At 68.1% G+C, this 15,287-nt stretch carries 10 protein-coding genes and 1 pseudogene; 6 read left to right on the top strand and 5 right to left on the bottom strand.

Translation table 11 applies throughout. The annotated features are described in order from the left end of the window. The 4 genes and pseudogenes from HCC78_RS29085 to HCC78_RS29075 all read right to left on the bottom strand — a co-directional run. Positions 1 to 1,257, bottom strand: a 1,257-nt coding sequence (locus HCC78_RS29085; RefSeq protein WP_371743954.1) for a type VI secretion protein ImpB, incomplete at its 3' end; no start/stop codon positions are given. A 46-nt stretch (positions 1,258 to 1,303) separates the two neighbouring features. Then, on the bottom strand, positions 1,304 to 1,987 hold the full coding sequence (locus HCC78_RS29080; protein ID WP_172332250.1) for a UPF0149 family protein: 684 nt from the start codon (positions 1,985 to 1,987) through the stop codon (positions 1,304 to 1,306). Between the two features lie 189 nt (positions 1,988 to 2,176). Then, positions 2,177 to 2,320, bottom strand: a pseudogene (locus HCC78_RS34160) (IS6 family transposase); the annotation flags it as partial. Positions 2,321 to 3,644: 1,324 nt separating this feature from the next. After that, positions 3,645 to 3,887, bottom strand: a complete 243-nt coding sequence (locus tag HCC78_RS29075; protein ID WP_216671365.1) for an ATP-binding cassette domain-containing protein — start codon at positions 3,885 to 3,887, stop codon at positions 3,645 to 3,647. A 790-nt stretch (positions 3,888 to 4,677) separates the two neighbouring features. Here HCC78_RS29075 and HCC78_RS29070 point away from each other — a divergent pair. Continuing rightward, positions 4,678 to 5,091, top strand: a complete 414-nt coding sequence (locus HCC78_RS29070; RefSeq protein ID WP_172332249.1) for a hypothetical protein — start codon at positions 4,678 to 4,680, stop codon at positions 5,089 to 5,091. Between the two features lie 1,096 nt (positions 5,092 to 6,187). On the opposite strand, the gene HCC78_RS29065 is transcribed toward HCC78_RS29070, so the two are convergent. Then, a complete protein-coding gene (locus HCC78_RS29065) occupies positions 6,188 to 7,528 on the bottom strand; it encodes a hypothetical protein (protein WP_172332248.1) in 1,341 nt (446 codons plus the stop codon). 100 nt (positions 7,529 to 7,628) lie between these two features. Here HCC78_RS29065 and HCC78_RS29060 point away from each other — a divergent pair, with 100 nt between their 5' ends. The 5 genes from HCC78_RS29060 to HCC78_RS29040 form a co-directional block, all read left to right on the top strand. After that, on the top strand, positions 7,629 to 7,871 hold the full coding sequence (locus HCC78_RS29060; protein ID WP_253949427.1) for a helix-turn-helix domain-containing protein: 243 nt from the start codon (positions 7,629 to 7,631) through the stop codon (positions 7,869 to 7,871). Positions 7,872 to 8,493: 622 nt separating this feature from the next. Then, entirely contained in the window at positions 8,494 to 8,994 is a 501-nt protein-coding gene (locus HCC78_RS29055) for a hypothetical protein (RefSeq protein ID WP_172332247.1), read from the top strand. Then, positions 8,991 to 11,177: a hypothetical protein gene (locus HCC78_RS29050; protein WP_216671364.1), complete on the top strand. Its 2,187-nt coding sequence runs from the start codon at positions 8,991 to 8,993 to the stop codon at positions 11,175 to 11,177. The genes HCC78_RS29055 and HCC78_RS29050 overlap by 4 nt, the downstream gene beginning before the upstream one ends. After that, a complete protein-coding gene (locus HCC78_RS29045) occupies positions 11,174 to 14,158 on the top strand; it encodes a site-specific integrase (RefSeq protein WP_172332245.1) in 2,985 nt (994 codons plus the stop codon). The genes HCC78_RS29050 and HCC78_RS29045 overlap by 4 nt, the downstream gene beginning before the upstream one ends. A gap of 436 nt (positions 14,159 to 14,594) precedes the next feature. Then, the coding region (locus HCC78_RS29040; RefSeq protein WP_172332244.1) for a MurR/RpiR family transcriptional regulator at positions 14,595 to 15,287 on the top strand (693 nt) is incomplete at its 3' end.

Below are 15,287 nucleotides of genomic sequence, written 5' to 3'. Positions count from 1 at the left end.
CGCCGGGCATCCGCAGAAGCGCATCGACGAACTTCTGCCATGGAGTTTCAAGCCGTCAACCTGAGATCCCGTGAGCCGGGAACACCGCTTACATTTCGCCCGCGTCGCGTCGTTTTCGCCTGCGCCCATCGGGTCCAGCGCGCCGCCGAAGAGGTCGCCGGTGATCTCGTCCTCGCCCTTCAGCCCGTGGATCGCGACGCTGACGGCGCGCGGCGGGAACCGCACGGCCGCGCGCGCCGCCGACAGCCCGTCGGACAGCGACAGCAGGAAGGTGCGGTCGTCGCGGGCGGGCGGGAAGGTGCCCTCCCAGCTCCAGCTCTGGCCGCCCGGATCGCGGCCGCGCGGCGCGCGCTGAACCTCGCCGCGCAGCGACAGGGTCAGCCGTGTTGCGCGCAGACCCTCCCGCCGCAAACGGCGGGCAGCGCTCAGCGCCAGCTGCCGGGCGCAGGCCGCGATCCGCTCGGGCGTGCGCCAGTCCCGCGGCAGGTTGCGGCTGTGGCCGAACATGCTTTTCGCCGCCTCCGGGCGCTCGGAATGGTGGCCGTGCAGCCCGTTCCAGAACCGTTCGCCCTCGACATTGCCCCAGATTGCGCGGGCCTGCTTCGGCGCCAGCCGCCAGAGCGCGGGGAAATCCGTGACCCCGGCGGCGGCGAGCCGGGCCTGCATGCCCTTCGAGATGCCGGGCAGCGCGGCGAGATCCAGCCCGGCCAGCCGCTCCGGCAGGTCGGTGCTCCGGATCACCGCGATGCCGTCGGGCTTGTGCATCTCCGCGCCGATCTTGGCCAAGAGCTCGGTCGGGGCCATGCCGATCGAGCAGGTCAGGACCGGGCTGAAGCCCTCGGCCAGCGCCGCCTTGATCCGCAGCGCCAGCGCCTCGCCCTGCCGTGCCTCCTCGGGCAGCAGCGCGCAGACCATCTCGTCGATCGAGCGGACCTCGGCGACCGGCAGGATGGTGTCGATGACGGCGAGGATGCGCTTGTGGAGGCGGACATAGACGTCGTGGCGGGCGATGACGAAGACCATGTCCGGGAGAACCTGCCGCGCCGCCCGGACCGAAAAGCCGGACTTCACGCCCTGCGCCTTGGCCTCGCGGCTGACGGCGATGCAGCTGGTATGGGCCGAGTCGAGCGGCACGACGCCGACGGGCCTGCCGCGGAGCGACGGGTTGAAATGCTGCTCAGCCGAGGCGAAGAAGCTGTCGAAGTCCAGGTAGAGACGCGAGATCTCCGGGGGCTTCTGCTCTTCTATGGCTGTCACGACCGTCCTCCGCAGATGGCCCATCCGCTCGATACGGGGCGGAAGATCAGTTGCGACCGCAGCACTGCTTGTATTTCCGGCCCGAGCCGCAGGGGCAGGGATCGTTCCGGCCCGGCCGCGGACCGGCCCTGAACGGCATGCCGGGCAGGTTCGCCGCTTCCGGCCGGGCGAGCTCGGGGCGGGACTGCTGCAGGATCGCGGCCACGCAGTTCGGGATCATGTCCGGAGCCTCTTGGTCGTACCGGTCCTCCTCGTCTTCCGTGAGGTCCGCCTGGCCGGTGTAGATGTCCTGCAGCAGCATCAGGAAGTTCATCGAGACGAGGGTCGCTTCGTCGGCCTCCCCGAGCAGCCGCTGCCATGCCTCCGGCCGCAGGCGGAGGCCGCGCATGAACCCGTCGACCCAGGGCTCCCACATCACGTCGCCGCTATTCGGGTCGGCCTCGTAGATCGGCGCGATCCAGGGCGAGCGGATCATCGCCCCGGCGACCGCGTTGTAATGCGCGAGCACCGCGCCGACCGTCTCCTCGGCGGCCGACTGGTCGCGGAAGCCCGGCTGGCCGGTCTCGCCCCAGACCTCGGGCAGCCATTCCGATGGCGCAATCATCTCGCTGCAGGCAAGGAGGCCGGTCACGTAACCGTCAAGCTCGCTGAGCGACATCGGCACGTTCTCGGCAGGCAGCGCATTCAGCAGCGCGTCGAGGCGGTCGAGGTCCTGATCTGACTGGCTCATTCTATGTCTCCCGGACTGCGCGGAGGTTCTAGCCGCCGCGCTGCAGGGCCGCAACCGGCGCCGGGAGTGAGACGGGACAGGTCCGCCTCCCGCGATACGTTCAAAAGCGGGACAAACCGGCTCGCGTCCGGCCCGGAGTTTGCCAACTTGTTTTGATGCGGACGAATTCGGCCTGAGCAGCGTCTTGCGGGCAGTCATCTCAAGGGCGTATTCGGCCCACAGGTCATGGGCTTCGAATCTGGCTTTGCGGCAGGATGTAGCGGAGATGCGACAGCGGCGGGGCCGGAAGATCGTGTTGATCTGCAAATGCGAGGCGAGGAACTTCTGTGCCTGCGCTACCTGCAATCGCGCTGCCTCCGCTATCGCGCCACATCATGGCAGGGAAAGACGAACTCGGCCCCGCGTTCACTGCCCGCGATCAACCGGAGCCACGCGCAACCGCGCCACCGAACTCCGAAATGCGGTGCCGCGCGGAAGACCGCCGACGGAAAACCGCGCCCCTCGACGCGCACATCCTGCACCGGGCCGGGAGGGCGCGGCACCGGCTTCCCGGCAAGATACTGAAATGTAATTATGATTGATGCGGCAAATGCGGCCGCAGCGGTCAGGACATCATCTCCCCGGGCCAGACGCCACCATTTGGCGGAACCCGCGCCAAACCCCGGTGGCATCCGAACTCGCGGACAGGACCAATCTGGTCGCCCCCTGAGGACCACCCCGCTCCGGCCCAGCTTCGCTGACGCAGTCCGGAATGCGGCCGCGCGCGCGGGCGAGCGCACGGAAAACCGGGCCACGCCAGCCGCAGATCCTGCGTCCGTCGAGGTGCACCCCGTGCCAGAAAATCCGCATGCAACTGAAATAAGAAGATAAATTCTTCCGGAAATGCGGGGCCAGGATCACAGACATCATCTTCCTCTCCCTGCCGTCGCCAGAGGCGGCATCGGGCAAGCGGACGGCAATCGATTTATTCAAGCATCTTCATTGATGCCGTGACGGCCCCCGCGATCGACGAGGCCATTATCGTCCCTGGCGACGGGCGCGGGCTCCGGCGCCAGGCTGGTCCTCCAACGGCCGTACCGGATCGGCCGATCCGGGCAATCGACATTTCAAGCGCTCTCCCATCACCGGGATCCGCTCCGGCCTCGCCCGCAGCACGACTGCCATGCCCAGTGGCAACTCCAGGCTCTCCCCGGGCAGAGTGCGGCTGCGCGGGACCCGGCACTACGTCGCCGACAACGCCACCTTCCGAAATGCGGCCCCGCGCCGGTCGACAAGCGAGGGAAACCACGACCGATTGCCGGTACTTATGCGCCCGGCTCTCCCAAAGCCACGCCGCACGATCTGGCAACCCACTATTCTAAAACATGATGGCCCCGAGAAAATGCGGCCGCATGGATGCGAACATGATCTTCCAGTGGCGGCGCGGCAGCAATTGCGCTGCCGCCGCTGTCGCGCCGTATCGCGGCACCGCGAGGCGGAATCTGCATCGCACGCTCCGCCCCGCACGCGCAGCCCGATGTCATGCGTAGCCGCGCTCCGGGATGCGGTGCCGCGCGGGAAAAGTCCGATGGAAAAGCGCGCCCTGCGACATGCACATCCTGCACCGGCTTAGGAAGGCCCAGCGCCGACCCTCCCGCAAGGTACTGAAATAGCGTCGTTACTGTCGCCAAAAATGTGGCCGCAGGGGGCAAGAAATCATCTTCTCGCCCGCGATATCGATGCTGCCTAACTCGAATTCCTCCAGCAGGTTGACGCAGCGCAAGAGCGTCAACCTGCTGGAGCCCGAGGAGCCGATCAGCGAGACGACATCGCCCTTGGCCATCGCCAGTTCAATGCCCTTGAGGACTTCGCGCACGCCGAAGCTCTTGTGCAGGTTCGATATCTTCAGGACAGGGGTCATGGGCGGCCTCAGCGGAGAAGGGCGACGCGGCGCTCAGCGGAACGGCCCGCCAAGATCTCTGCCCTGCCTGACCTGCACGAGGAGCCGGTGGCAACCCGGGCACCGGGCAAGGACGTGAACCTGCCACGGCCACTCGCTGGTGGCGCGCGGTCGACTCCACCGGCACGGACTGGCGTCCCGAACTCGGCGCCGTGGTGCCGATCATCGGACCCATGTCCGCGTGGTCTCGAACGTCATTCCCGCGGCGACGCTCCTCCGTGTCGGCCAGGCCCCGGAAGACCGCCCTGTCGTCGCGCAGCATCATGCGCGAGGAGACGGCGCCGCGCCGCCCCTGCCCGGCCGGAAGCGCATCCCGTCGGGACGCGCAGTCGCCATGGACGAAATGCCGAAGTTCGGAGCACGGCTATCCGCCAATGATCGCCACACCCGGTGCTCGGGGCGCGGCCGGAAGCCGTCACAGCCGCCGCCGATGGAAATGCGGCGCCGCGCGTGGCAACGCGGGCGGGAAACCACCGCAGATTTCCTGAACCTGGGCGCCCCGCCCACGGGAAGCTGCGCCGCATTCATCTTCAAGTCTTTGTTTTATAGGGATATAGCCTCCGGGAAATGCGGCCCCAGGGACATGAACGTGATCTTCCCTGACCCGGGAACACCTTCCGATCGACGCACGCCAGGCCGCTGCGCAAGCTGCGCGCAACGGGCTGGGGTTGCCGCGCCAACCCGTCTTCCTGCCTGTCAAGCTGACGGCGACCGGTTGCGTCTGCATGGCGCTGCCGCCATGATGGCGTCCATGACCGACGCAGCCGCGATCGTCCTTGCCGGCAGGCCTACGCTGCAGCGCCACGCGGGTCTGCCAAAGGCCGCACTGGCCCGGCTGATCCCGGCTAATCAGGACGGCAAGTACGGCACCGGGAGCAGCTTCTACCTCGCCTGCAGCACGACCGGCATGCCCAACAGCATCGCCGGTCCCTACATGGGCAGAGTGCGGCTGCGCGCGAGCCAGCGCGAGCTGGCCATCAGCGCTGCTTGCCGAAATGCGGCCCCGCGCCGATCGACGAGCGGGGGAAACCACGACCGGTTGTCGGCACATGTACACCGCACTCTCCGAGAGCCGCGCCGCGCGATCCTGCAACCCATTGTTATCCAACATGATAGCCTCGGAGAAATGCGGCCGCATGGATGCAAACGTGATCTTCCTTCCTGAGGGACGGACATCGGGCATCCGAAACATTGTCTCGCGGCCGCGGCAGGCCGGAAACTCGTTCTGGCGAAGCTGCGTCAGCATATTGCACAGCAAGCCGGTATCGCGCCAAATCGCGGCCAGGCCAGGCGGCTCAGGCACCGAGTTCTCCGCCCCGCACCGGCAACCGGATGTCATTCGCAATTGCGCTCCGCGTCGGCCCTGCCACCCCGGAATGCGGTGCCGCGCGAGCGAAGTCCGACGGCAAACCGTGCCCTTTGACACGAACATCCTGCGCCGGGCCGGGAGAGCCCAGCGCTGACCCTCCCGCAAGGCACTGAAATATTGTCATTACTGGCGACCCAAATGCGGCCACATGGATCAAGACATCATCTTCCCGGGCCGGAAGTCTCAATTCGGAGAAGCCCGCGCTGAATCCTGGCGACATCCGAACTTTCTGACAGGTCCAGCGTGACTGGCTGATGGCTTCTGGCGGCCGCCCAACTCGGGCCCGGCTTTGCTGGCGCATTTCTGAATGCGGCCGCGCGCGCGGGAATACGGACGGAAAACCGGGGCGCGCCAAGCGCAGATCCTGCGCCTGTCCCGGCGCGCGCTGCAACCCTGAATCCGCATCCGACTGAAATGTTTCTCAAAATTCTTCCGGAAATGCGGGTCCAATACGACAGACATCATCTTCCTCACCCTGCCGTCGCCAAAGGCGGCATCGGTCAAGTATTCCACCTCCTGCGACATGGCAGCCGCGCGCGCCACGGTAGCGGTAGCGCGCGGCGGTGTGGACGCTTGCAGCTCACCTCCCTGCTGGCCGGAAACGAGGTGCGGTCCATCCGGGCGCCGCTCGGAAGATGGAACGTGACGAGAATCCCTGCCGGAGCCATCGGCTGCCGACGGCGCGCGCGGGCGGCTGGCCCTTCCCAGCAACGCCGTCGCTCAAGCAATCCGCCCGAAATGCGGCCCGGCGCGCAGACAACGCGGTGGGAACCCATGCGTCTCCGGCCCCTGCATGTGCAGCCTTCTTTATGCCGGTGCATCGCACGCGTTCCCAAGTCATTGAAATCACGCCGAGGGAACGACACAAGATGCGGCCCGGGAGATCAGGACATCATCTCTGCCTGCCATGCTCGCGATCAAGAGCCGCCTTGAATTCGGCATTCAGTCCCCGGGACCGCAACACATTGTAGATCTCCGTATGCGGATGCGCGTTCAGCTCGGACAGCCGCGTGACGCCGTGCGCCCGCGCGTAACCGAGGAAGTCGCCGATGGTCCAGCGAAGCGCCGCGCAGGACCCGTTGATGCGCAGCTTCCAGGGATCGTGCCACTGGACACCGCAGACCGGGCCCAGGACCTCCACCACATGCTCGACAAAGGCCTTCGTGCTCGCAAGCCGCGCTATCTCGGCCTCGATCGAGATGACCGTGAGACCCGCCGCCTCGTAAGCCGCGAGCTTTTCGCGCCGTCTGATCACATAGCCGACGAACCAGTCCGGGACATCGTCCTGCCGTCCGGCAAGCCCGGCCTCCGAACACATCCAGATCTCGACATGCACATTGCATCCGGGCAGGAAGGCATCTGCCCGCGCGGCCCGGCGGTCCCCCAGGAATGGCAGGGCGGGATGCCGGACGAAATCGGCCCCCGCCAGCAGCATCAGGTTGAAGACGATCATTTCGGCGCCGCTTTCGCAGCTGCACCCGGCCTGATCGTAGAGCCCCTCGGTCCAGGCGCCCTCGCCCAGCATGGCATCGGTGATCATCTGCTTCTTTCCAAGCTTGGCAGCATTCATCCAGGCAGCCTGGTACTGCTCCCGCATCTCCGCGGCGCTGCCGAAATTGCGCGCGAGGGCAATCCAGTCCGCGTCGCCCATTGCCTTCCAGTCCACCGGTGCCCGGCGCAGCCCCAGAGCCTTCCGGAAAATCTCCCGGGCAAGGGGATCGCTGCGGAGCGCATGGTAGAGAACGCTGTCCTTTCCGTGGAGATCGTCGAAGCCGGACGGGCCCATGGCGAGCGCGGCAGCCGCAAGCTCCTCGCTGCCCATCTGCCTCGGATCCTCCTGCCGCGCGGCCTCGCCGGTCCGGCGCCGCGTGCGCCAGCCGTAGAGGTCCGCAAGCTTCCTGGTCAGATTCATTTCTTGCAGGCGGTCTGCGAGCTTCCAGTCAGCCGCCTTCAGCTCCGCCATGCACTGCCAGCCTTTTGCGTCGATCTGCCGGCACGCTTCCTCGAGCAGCTCCGGTCCGCTCATGTCCTCGAGCTCGGCCGTGCGCGGATCGCGCCGGTCCATCGGCGCGAAGTCGTCCATCAGGTCCCGCCGGCAGAGCTCCCGGGCGAGCGCCTGGTGCCTGCCCCACAGCGCCATCCTGTCAGCCGCACCGGTCGCCCGTGCGAGGGCAAGCAGATCCTCGTCCGGCATCCCCGCAAGGCGCTTCGGCGGTGGGACGTTCCCGGTCATGTGCAAATGCTCCCCGATGTCCGCCGGACACGCCGGCCGCGGCCCCATGCTTGGCCGCTCCAAAATGGTACGATTAGTCCGTGGCTAGTCAAGCACCATTATGGCCCATGGCAGCATGGACCCGAACGAGCCCTTCACGCCCCGCGATTTCGGCCGCAACCTGCGCAGGCTGCGGAAGGCACGGGGCTATTCCCAGGAAGGCTTCGCGCTCGCCTCGGGCATCGACAGATCCTATGTCGGCGGCGTCGAACGCGGCGACCGCAACCCGTCCCTCAAGATGATCCTCGACATTGCCATCGCGCTCGAAGCCGATCCGCGGGACCTCTTCGATCCCATGCGCTGACTTCGGCGGCGGCCATGCGCTCTGCCTCGCTATTTTCCCCGCAAGCGGTCCCCCGCCCGCAGAGCCGTTCCGCCGATGAAATGCGGCGCTGCTCAGACATGGCGAAGAGGAAACACCGGCGGCCCGACGCGCACGTCCCGCCCGGAATGTTGGCTTCCTCCGAGAGGCCTGTGCGAAAATTCGCACCATGGCAATGTGTTAGCCGGAGACAAAATGCGGACCAACGACCGGAATCCGCATTTTTGCTCTTGCGCGAGGCTCGGCGACCGCGCACAATGAGCGGGTGACCCAACGCGGCCAGCGCCGCCAAACGTCGGCGATCTTATGATCGTGGGCGTCTCAACTAGGGCGATGCAATTCCATCCCGCCCGCATGATCGGCAATGCCGATCGCCCCCGCCATGTGCGCATAGGCAGGGTGCAACAGTCGGACCTGATCCGACGCTAGATGTCTGATTCCCGCCTTCCACGTAGGCGGCAGCAGGCATGCAAATTATGTCACTGGCGACTCCGTCATACTACCCCCCACCCCCGAATTAACCCGGCTCGGCCTCGCATAGGTCCGACGGTTCGAGCCCCCCTGATACCGGGTTCGCATAGGGCCCATGCGACGGAGTCGTCACGTGACTGACCACACCCGCCTTGGCGGCGCGGCGGAGCTATGCTTTCGCCCGCTGATCCCCGGCACCCGCCTCGTGCCCGCCGAAAAACTCAGAATACATCCTGCGGCCGAATCTGCGTTCGAGGTTTTTCGCTCGATCCGAGTTTCCGCCCGTCTGGCGACGCCGCTGGCCGATCCCGTCCTCGCGGTCCGCATGCCGCGCGGGGCGGCCTGGTTCTTCGGAGCCTTCCAGTCGCGCCTTGCCTATCTAGGCGAAACCATCGTGCCAGTCCTGATGCTGGACGCGCTGCCCGATGACGAGATCGCCCGCTGCGCCTGGGCTGAGACTCTCCTCTTGTGTCACGGGCAGCTCCATCCGCGCACTGGCTTCCGTGATCTGGCCCGGGCCATTACACGTTTGCCGCAGGAGGTTCGAGACCCGGTGCTCGGCGCCGGCAGCAATCGCGACCTCGCGCGACATCTTTGCTGCGATGTCAGCCGGTTTCGGGAGGAGCGCACGTGACCGGTTCTTCCGCCACCCTCCTTCCGCCGGACACAGCCGCGCGCGCGGCACTGACGGCCGAAGCATACCGCCTGATTGACTCGCTGCCACCCGGAGCGGAGAGCGAGGCCGCCCTGGACCAGCTCGCCCCTCTCCTCGGTCCGCGCGGAGAGGGAGCGCCGTCCCCCGAGACCGCGCGGGCGGCCTTGCATCGCAGACTGAGCCAGTACCCGCTCGGCGGCCTCCTCGCCTTTCCGCCGACGGCGGTCGCGCCCAATTCCGCATCCCTGCACTGTCTCCGGGCATGGCTCCTGGCATCGGCGCTCGACGCCGCGGCCAAGGGCGAGGCAGATCACACGGCTTGGCGGTTCGCGGCGCGCATTGCCCGGCAGCTCTGCACCGATGACGACTGGCAGGATCTCCGGCTGAGGTTGCCGGACCTGACCGGGCTGCCGCTGGTCGACATGCGGCAGCGCCTCGCAGGCTGGATCAAGGCCGAGATCCAAGCAGAAACCCCCCATGCCGGGCAGCTCGAACATATCCGCCGGGCCCTCGACCAGCTGGCGGGGGCGCAGCGCCGGCAGCCGACAACCGCCAAGCGGCAGCGGACGGACAAGAGCCGGAGCTTCGTCGCCAGCGCGGCCGGCAGCTTTCGGCGCAGTGCAGGCGCGGGGGCACGGCCGCGCAGCACCGTCATCCTCAGCTGGGAGGGGCACGATCACGAGGCCGATCCCTTCCATTCGGTCGAAGAAGCCGTCGATGCCGCGGCGCCCGGGGAGATCATCTCGGAGACAGACGATCTGGGCGAAGTCATCGAGGAGATGCATGAGGCGGACCCGGTCGCCTCGGTGCTGCACAGCCGCCATCTGACGGCCCCGGAGGCACAGCAGCTCGCACAGGATGCCCGCCGGGCGGTCATGGCCGGTGCCGGACACGGCGTTGCCATGCTGGCGGCGAGCCAGATCCTCAACATCTCGATCGCGGAGCTGATGGCCCTGCCGCGAGAAATGCCCGGGACTGCCGGCACGGCATGGCTGCATGACGGGCCGGAGGGACTCGGGCTGGGCTCCGCGCCGGAGGTGACCGCGGCCGCGCGCCTGCCGCGGGGGGCCTTCGTCGTCCTGCTGCCTGGCCCGATTGCATCCGCGGTCCGCGCCGCGCTGGCCTCCGGCCTGACAGCCGCCGAACTGGAGGAGCAGGCCCGGGCATGGCTCGCCCGCAGGCCGGGACGGACGCAGCGGCTGAGCCGGGTCACGCAATGCCTGCCCGCCGCCCTGGCTGCGGACGGCGTGGATGCTGCCGTGGCAGGCCTGCTTTGCAACGCCGACATCCGGACTACGCCGCAACTTTACTATACACGCGTGTCAACCAGCGTCCTGCAGGAGACCTGCCGCCGCTTCGCGCGGGACTGGCTCGGGACGGAGCACGAGACCCTCCGTGTCCTCCCGCTTTCCCGCAGCCACCCGATGATCGGGTCGGTGCTCGTCCCGGCCGACAAGGTCGTCATCGACTTCTTCGCCGGGCTCAGCGGCAATCTGGACGCCGCGGCAGACCGGATGGCACGCCGGGAGATCGGTGCCGTTCCCGGCTATCACGCGGCCTTTGTCGCGATGCAGGCCGGCCTCCTGGCCTGCACCACGGCAGCGCGCCCGCATCTCGAGGCCTGCCCGCCCTTCGCCCAGATGCAGCTCATCGGCTACAACCCGGTCATTCGCATCCGGGACAAGGGCAACCGGCAGGTCGATGACGCCCGCTGGCTGCCGGTCTGCGACGCGCAGATGGAGGCATTCCGCCAGCTCCGCATCCATCTGGGGGAGCTCCGCGCCTGGGCCTTGCCGACCTCGCCGGACCTCGTCCGGCACATCGACCTGGCCCTGGCCGGAGAGACCTCGCCTCTCTTTGCCCTGCCCCCAGTGGGCAAATTGCCGGAACCGCTCACATGGGCCACGTTCTGGAAAGCACACTGCCCGCGCGGCCAAGCGCGCAACATGGTCCGCCATTGGTGGCGGACGGCCTTCGTCGCCAAAGGGATGCCCGGCTGGCAGATCGACTTCTTCCTCGGCCACGGCCGCTGGCAGGGCGCCCAGTATCTCCCGCTCGGCGCCTACCGCGCCTCCGACCTGGCACCGCTTCGCGCGGCGATCGAGGCCAGGCTCCGCTCCCTGTCCATCACGTCCCCCCTTGCCCGGAGGCTACCACAATGACGGACTCCCCTGCCCCGCTCGCCGACACCGCCCGCGAGATTGCCGATCTCCTGGCGGCGCCCGGCACCCCGCCGCCGGAGGACTGGATCGCCGAGATCGACGCAACTGTGGCCGACCGCTGCCCGGATCTGGCACCGCGGGACATGGTCGGCCTGGCGAACCGGGTCGTGGCCAGGCTCAACGACCGGCTGGATCTCGGCCTTCCCAAGCGGACGCTCCACCAGCCGCCGGCCGCGATCGAGCCATTGCGCGACAAACGCTGGTCCGCCGATGCTGCCCGGGCCATCGCGCTGCGGCACGCGCTGGACCTGCGGCTGCCGGAATTCGGCCGATCCCCCTCCGCGGAGGACCTGCCCTGGCTGATCCTCCTTTCCGCGGCCTTGCGCGGCGGGCTCTGGCGGCCCGAGGCGCTGCTGGCGCTGGCGCGCTGCCTCGCCGAAGGCCGCGTGCCGCTGGAGCTGGCCGATGCCTTTCACGATCTCGCCGCTGTCGATCTGAACTTGACCATCGATCCGAAACGCCAGGCCCAGACCAACACCGTCGCCGGCCGCGAACTGCTGCGCTGGTTTCCGGACGTGACGACGCTGTCGCTGATCGACCGATGGATGCGCCGGGGCCCGATGCCCTGGACGGCGCCAACGACGGCAACGCGCATGTTCGCCGGCATGCTGGACTTCCTCCGGACGCCTGCAGCGGATGCTCCGCCCTTCGCCCGTTTCGCCGCCGCCGCTCCGGCTGCCCTCGAGCGCATCTCCGGCGCCGATCTGTCCGCCGCGATCGAGGGCGTCGCCAGCGGCCAGTCCCCGGGGCTCAGCGTGACGACGGATGCCTGGCATGCCCTTGCGACACGCGGCAGCGCCCCCAAACTGCCGATTTCCGCGGCCTCGGCCAGTCACCAGGACAAGGTCGGACCGCCCCGGAAATCGTCCGCGCGCCGGGCCGCAGGCTCCGAAGACCACCGCCGCGCCGCGCTCGGCGTCTTCCACAAGCTCCGGCTCGCTTATGCGGCAACGTCCTCGCGCAAGGGCACCAAGGCCTTTGCCGACGGGCTCCGCCGCCTGCAGCGGGAGCAGGGCGCCGACTGGCCCGCCTTCGCCGCCCTGCTCAGCTGGTACCGGTCCCTGCTCGCGACCAATGACAAGCCCAGGACCATCGCGGACTATCACAGCCAGATCGGCAAGCACCTGCTCGACGTCATGGGCACCACCGATCCCTGCGCGCTGGAGCCTGCCGCCCTGCGCGCGCTGCTCGAGCAGGTCCTGGCCCGGTCGGGATACACGGACCCGACCTCTCCGCTCCAGCGTCTCGCGCATTTCGCCTCCCATGCGCATCGCGTCATGGACTGGCCGGATGCCGATCTCGTAGATCTCGGGGATGGGCGCGCCAAGGACCAGGCAAAATTCGTCCGCACCGCAATGCCGCCGATGACCGTCTATCCGGAGGTCTTCGAGGCCATCCGGACCGCAGCCGACATCCCTCCCGAACTGGCCGAATGCTACGCCATTGCCTTTGCCCTGATCGCCTGGGGCGGCCTGCGCATCGACGAGGCGGAAGGGCGCGTGGTCGACGATCTCGCGCCGGATCTTACCGTGTTCATCCATGTCACCGATGGGCACGGATTGAAAAGCGAGGCGGCGAGGCGGCTCGTTCCGGTGGGCCTCTTCGCCCCGCCGGACATCGCTGCACGCGTCCGGGACTATGCCGCGCGCCGCCGCCATGCGCCCGACCCGGCGCGCGACAGGCTGCTCGACCCGGGCAGCCTGATGCCGGGGAAGTCCTTCGGCATGGCGACATTCCGTCTCCTCATTGACCGCAGCTTGGGCCACATGCTCGACCTCAAGGTCACGCCGCATGCCTTCCGGCACTCGCTGATCAGCGCCGTGCATCTGCTGTTCCAGCTGCGGGAGACCGGCCAGGACGTGACCGAAGCCGTCACGGGCTGGCCGCCGGAGCAGCAGGAGCGCATCCTGCACGCGCTGCTTGGCCCCGTGCCCGATCCCGGCCGCGCGCCGCGCCAGATATCGGCCCTGGCCGGCCATCAGGAGCTGAGCCCGGTCAGCGGCAGCACCTATTGCCACCTCACCGACCTCGCTCTCGGCGTGATGATCCGCGAGGCCGGCGAACGGATGCCTGTCGAACAGGCCGCCCATCATCTGGGCTTCCGCAAGACCACGGTCCAGCCCGTCGCCGCTCCCGACGGCACGGTGCGGCTGGAGGACCTCCGGGCGCTCGTCCTGGCCCGGATGCGGATTTCCCGGCGGCGCCCCCGCAGCCCCGGCGAGGCGGGCGCCGCGCTGCCGCCGCCATCGCCAGGGAAGATCGACGCCAAGCTGGTGCACGAAATCCTGCTCGCTGTTGAGAGAGACGAGGGAGAGGACATGATCGCCGACACTCTCCGAGTCTCGACGGCACAGGTGGCCGCCGTGATCGCGGCGGCCCGGGACCGCATGACAGCGGTGACCGCCAAGCGTAGCGCGCGCATGCCCGCGCCGCGTGGCCGTGGCGGACTGATGCCCGCGGCGCGTTTCTTCCGGGAGGAAAGGGCGTTCTTCGATCACCTGCTGCGCAACGCCGGAGACCTGCCCGCCGCCGATCGGCGCACCTGGTTGGAAACGGTGCTCGCCCGCTCCGACCGCCATCGCAAGTACTTGCGGTTTGCCAGCGCCGGAGATGCAGCCGCATGGCTCCGCCTGTTTCCCGCAGCGATCCCCGCCGACGCGCTGATCGTGACGATTTGCTGTCCTCGGGACATCGATCCCGAGAAGGCTCTCGCCGCATGGCGCAAGGAACTTGGTGCAGACCCCGACTACCGCACCGTCTGCACCAGGCACGCCACCTCCCGTTCGGCGTCAGCCCCCGGCACGGTGGCGCTTCGCGCCGACGTAAATTCGCGGAAAACGCGGCGCTCGTTCGCTACGCTGCGGCTCGCGGCGTTCTGCATCGCCATTGCCGAGGCTGCCAGGGCCGCGGATCCGGGCTGACGCCCTCACTCGGTCCCGCCCCGCCGGAAGGCGGGGCGGAGCGCCATCCCCGTTCGTTGCCCGGCGTAGAATGCACCCTGATCGCAAGGTTCACCCGCAATTCTGCCAGAATTCGTGCGGCGCTTTTGGGTCAAATATGTGATCTTTTTCGCCGACTTTTGCGGCTCATTTTATGTCCGGTAATCCCGGCTTATTGGATATTGAGGTTCATGCGATTTCCAAGAGCAGATATACTGCGAGTTTTCCAGGAAAAGCCCGGGATTCAACAGCAAGGATCGCCCACTTAAAATTTACGCCCGGGCATTAGCTCTGCTCAGTCCTGCAAGAATTCGGGTATCGAGACCTATTGCCGGTACCAGGCTGCCGAGGTCTGCCGTTCCCTTGCTCCGGCGCCACATATAGGATCGGGCGGAGACGATGGAAGGCGACATCCGGAATGGCAACTCCCGACATGAATGCAGACGCGGCAGGCACGGTGGCAGCGCGGATCCGGGCGTGCCGGAACCGGCTGGCACGGGCGGAACTGGCTGTGGCGGACGTCCTGGCCTCGGGCTACCCGACCTCCGGCATGGTGCCGATCGTGCAGCTCGCCGCCGCTGCCGGTGTCAGCGCGCCGACCGTGCTGCGGATGATCGCCAAGCTCGGCTTCGACGGCTACCCCGCCTTCCAGGCCGCGCTGCGCGCCGAGGCGCAGGCGCGGATCTTCTCGCCGCTCGACACCTATCCGGCCGCGCCCGAGGGCACGGGCGGCGCCCTGCCCGCCTATCTGGAGATGCTGCACGGCACCTTTGCCGGCAATGCCGGCGACGAGATTGCCGCCGCGGTCGCCGCGCTGGCCGACCCGGAGGCCGAGATCCTGGTGCTCGGCGGCCGCTTCAGCCATGTGCTCGCCGACCAGCTGGCACATTACCTGTCGATCCTGCGCCCCGGGGTGGCGCCGGTCAGCGCCGGAACCGGCGGACGGCTGGCCTCGCTGCTGGATTGCGGGCCGCGGACGGTGGCGGTGGTGTTCGATTTCCGCCGCTACCAGGCGCGGAGCATCGACTGGGGCCGCGAGGCCAAGGCGCGCGGCGCACGGCTGATCCTGGTCACCGACCAGGTGCTGTCGCCGCTGTCGCCCTCCGCCGAC

Source organism: Mangrovicoccus sp. HB161399 (genome assembly GCF_013184745.1).
In the GTDB taxonomy this organism is placed as follows: Bacteria; Pseudomonadota; Alphaproteobacteria; order Rhodobacterales; family Rhodobacteraceae; genus Mangrovicoccus.
The sequence above is the reverse complement of the archived record's forward strand: the minus strand, read 5'-3'. Positions and strand labels throughout refer to the sequence as shown.

Excerpts from the sequence above, each read along its gene's own strand:
- HCC78_RS29060 (WP_253949427.1), top strand. The coding sequence starts at position 7,629 with ATGGCCCATGGCAGCATGGACCCGAACGAGCCCTTCACGCCCCGCGAT.
- HCC78_RS29045 (WP_172332245.1), top strand. The coding sequence starts at position 11,174 with ATGACGGACTCCCCTGCCCCGCTCGCCGACACCGCCCGCGAGATTGCC.
- HCC78_RS29065 (WP_172332248.1), bottom strand. The coding sequence starts at position 7,528 with ATGACCGGGAACGTCCCACCGCCGAAGCGCCTTGCGGGGATGCCGGAC.
- HCC78_RS29070 (WP_172332249.1), top strand. The coding sequence starts at position 4,678 with ATGACCGACGCAGCCGCGATCGTCCTTGCCGGCAGGCCTACGCTGCAG.
- HCC78_RS29080 (WP_172332250.1), bottom strand. The coding sequence starts at position 1,987 with ATGAGCCAGTCAGATCAGGACCTCGACCGCCTCGACGCGCTGCTGAAT.
- HCC78_RS29075 (WP_216671365.1), bottom strand. The coding sequence starts at position 3,887 with ATGACCCCTGTCCTGAAGATATCGAACCTGCACAAGAGCTTCGGCGTG.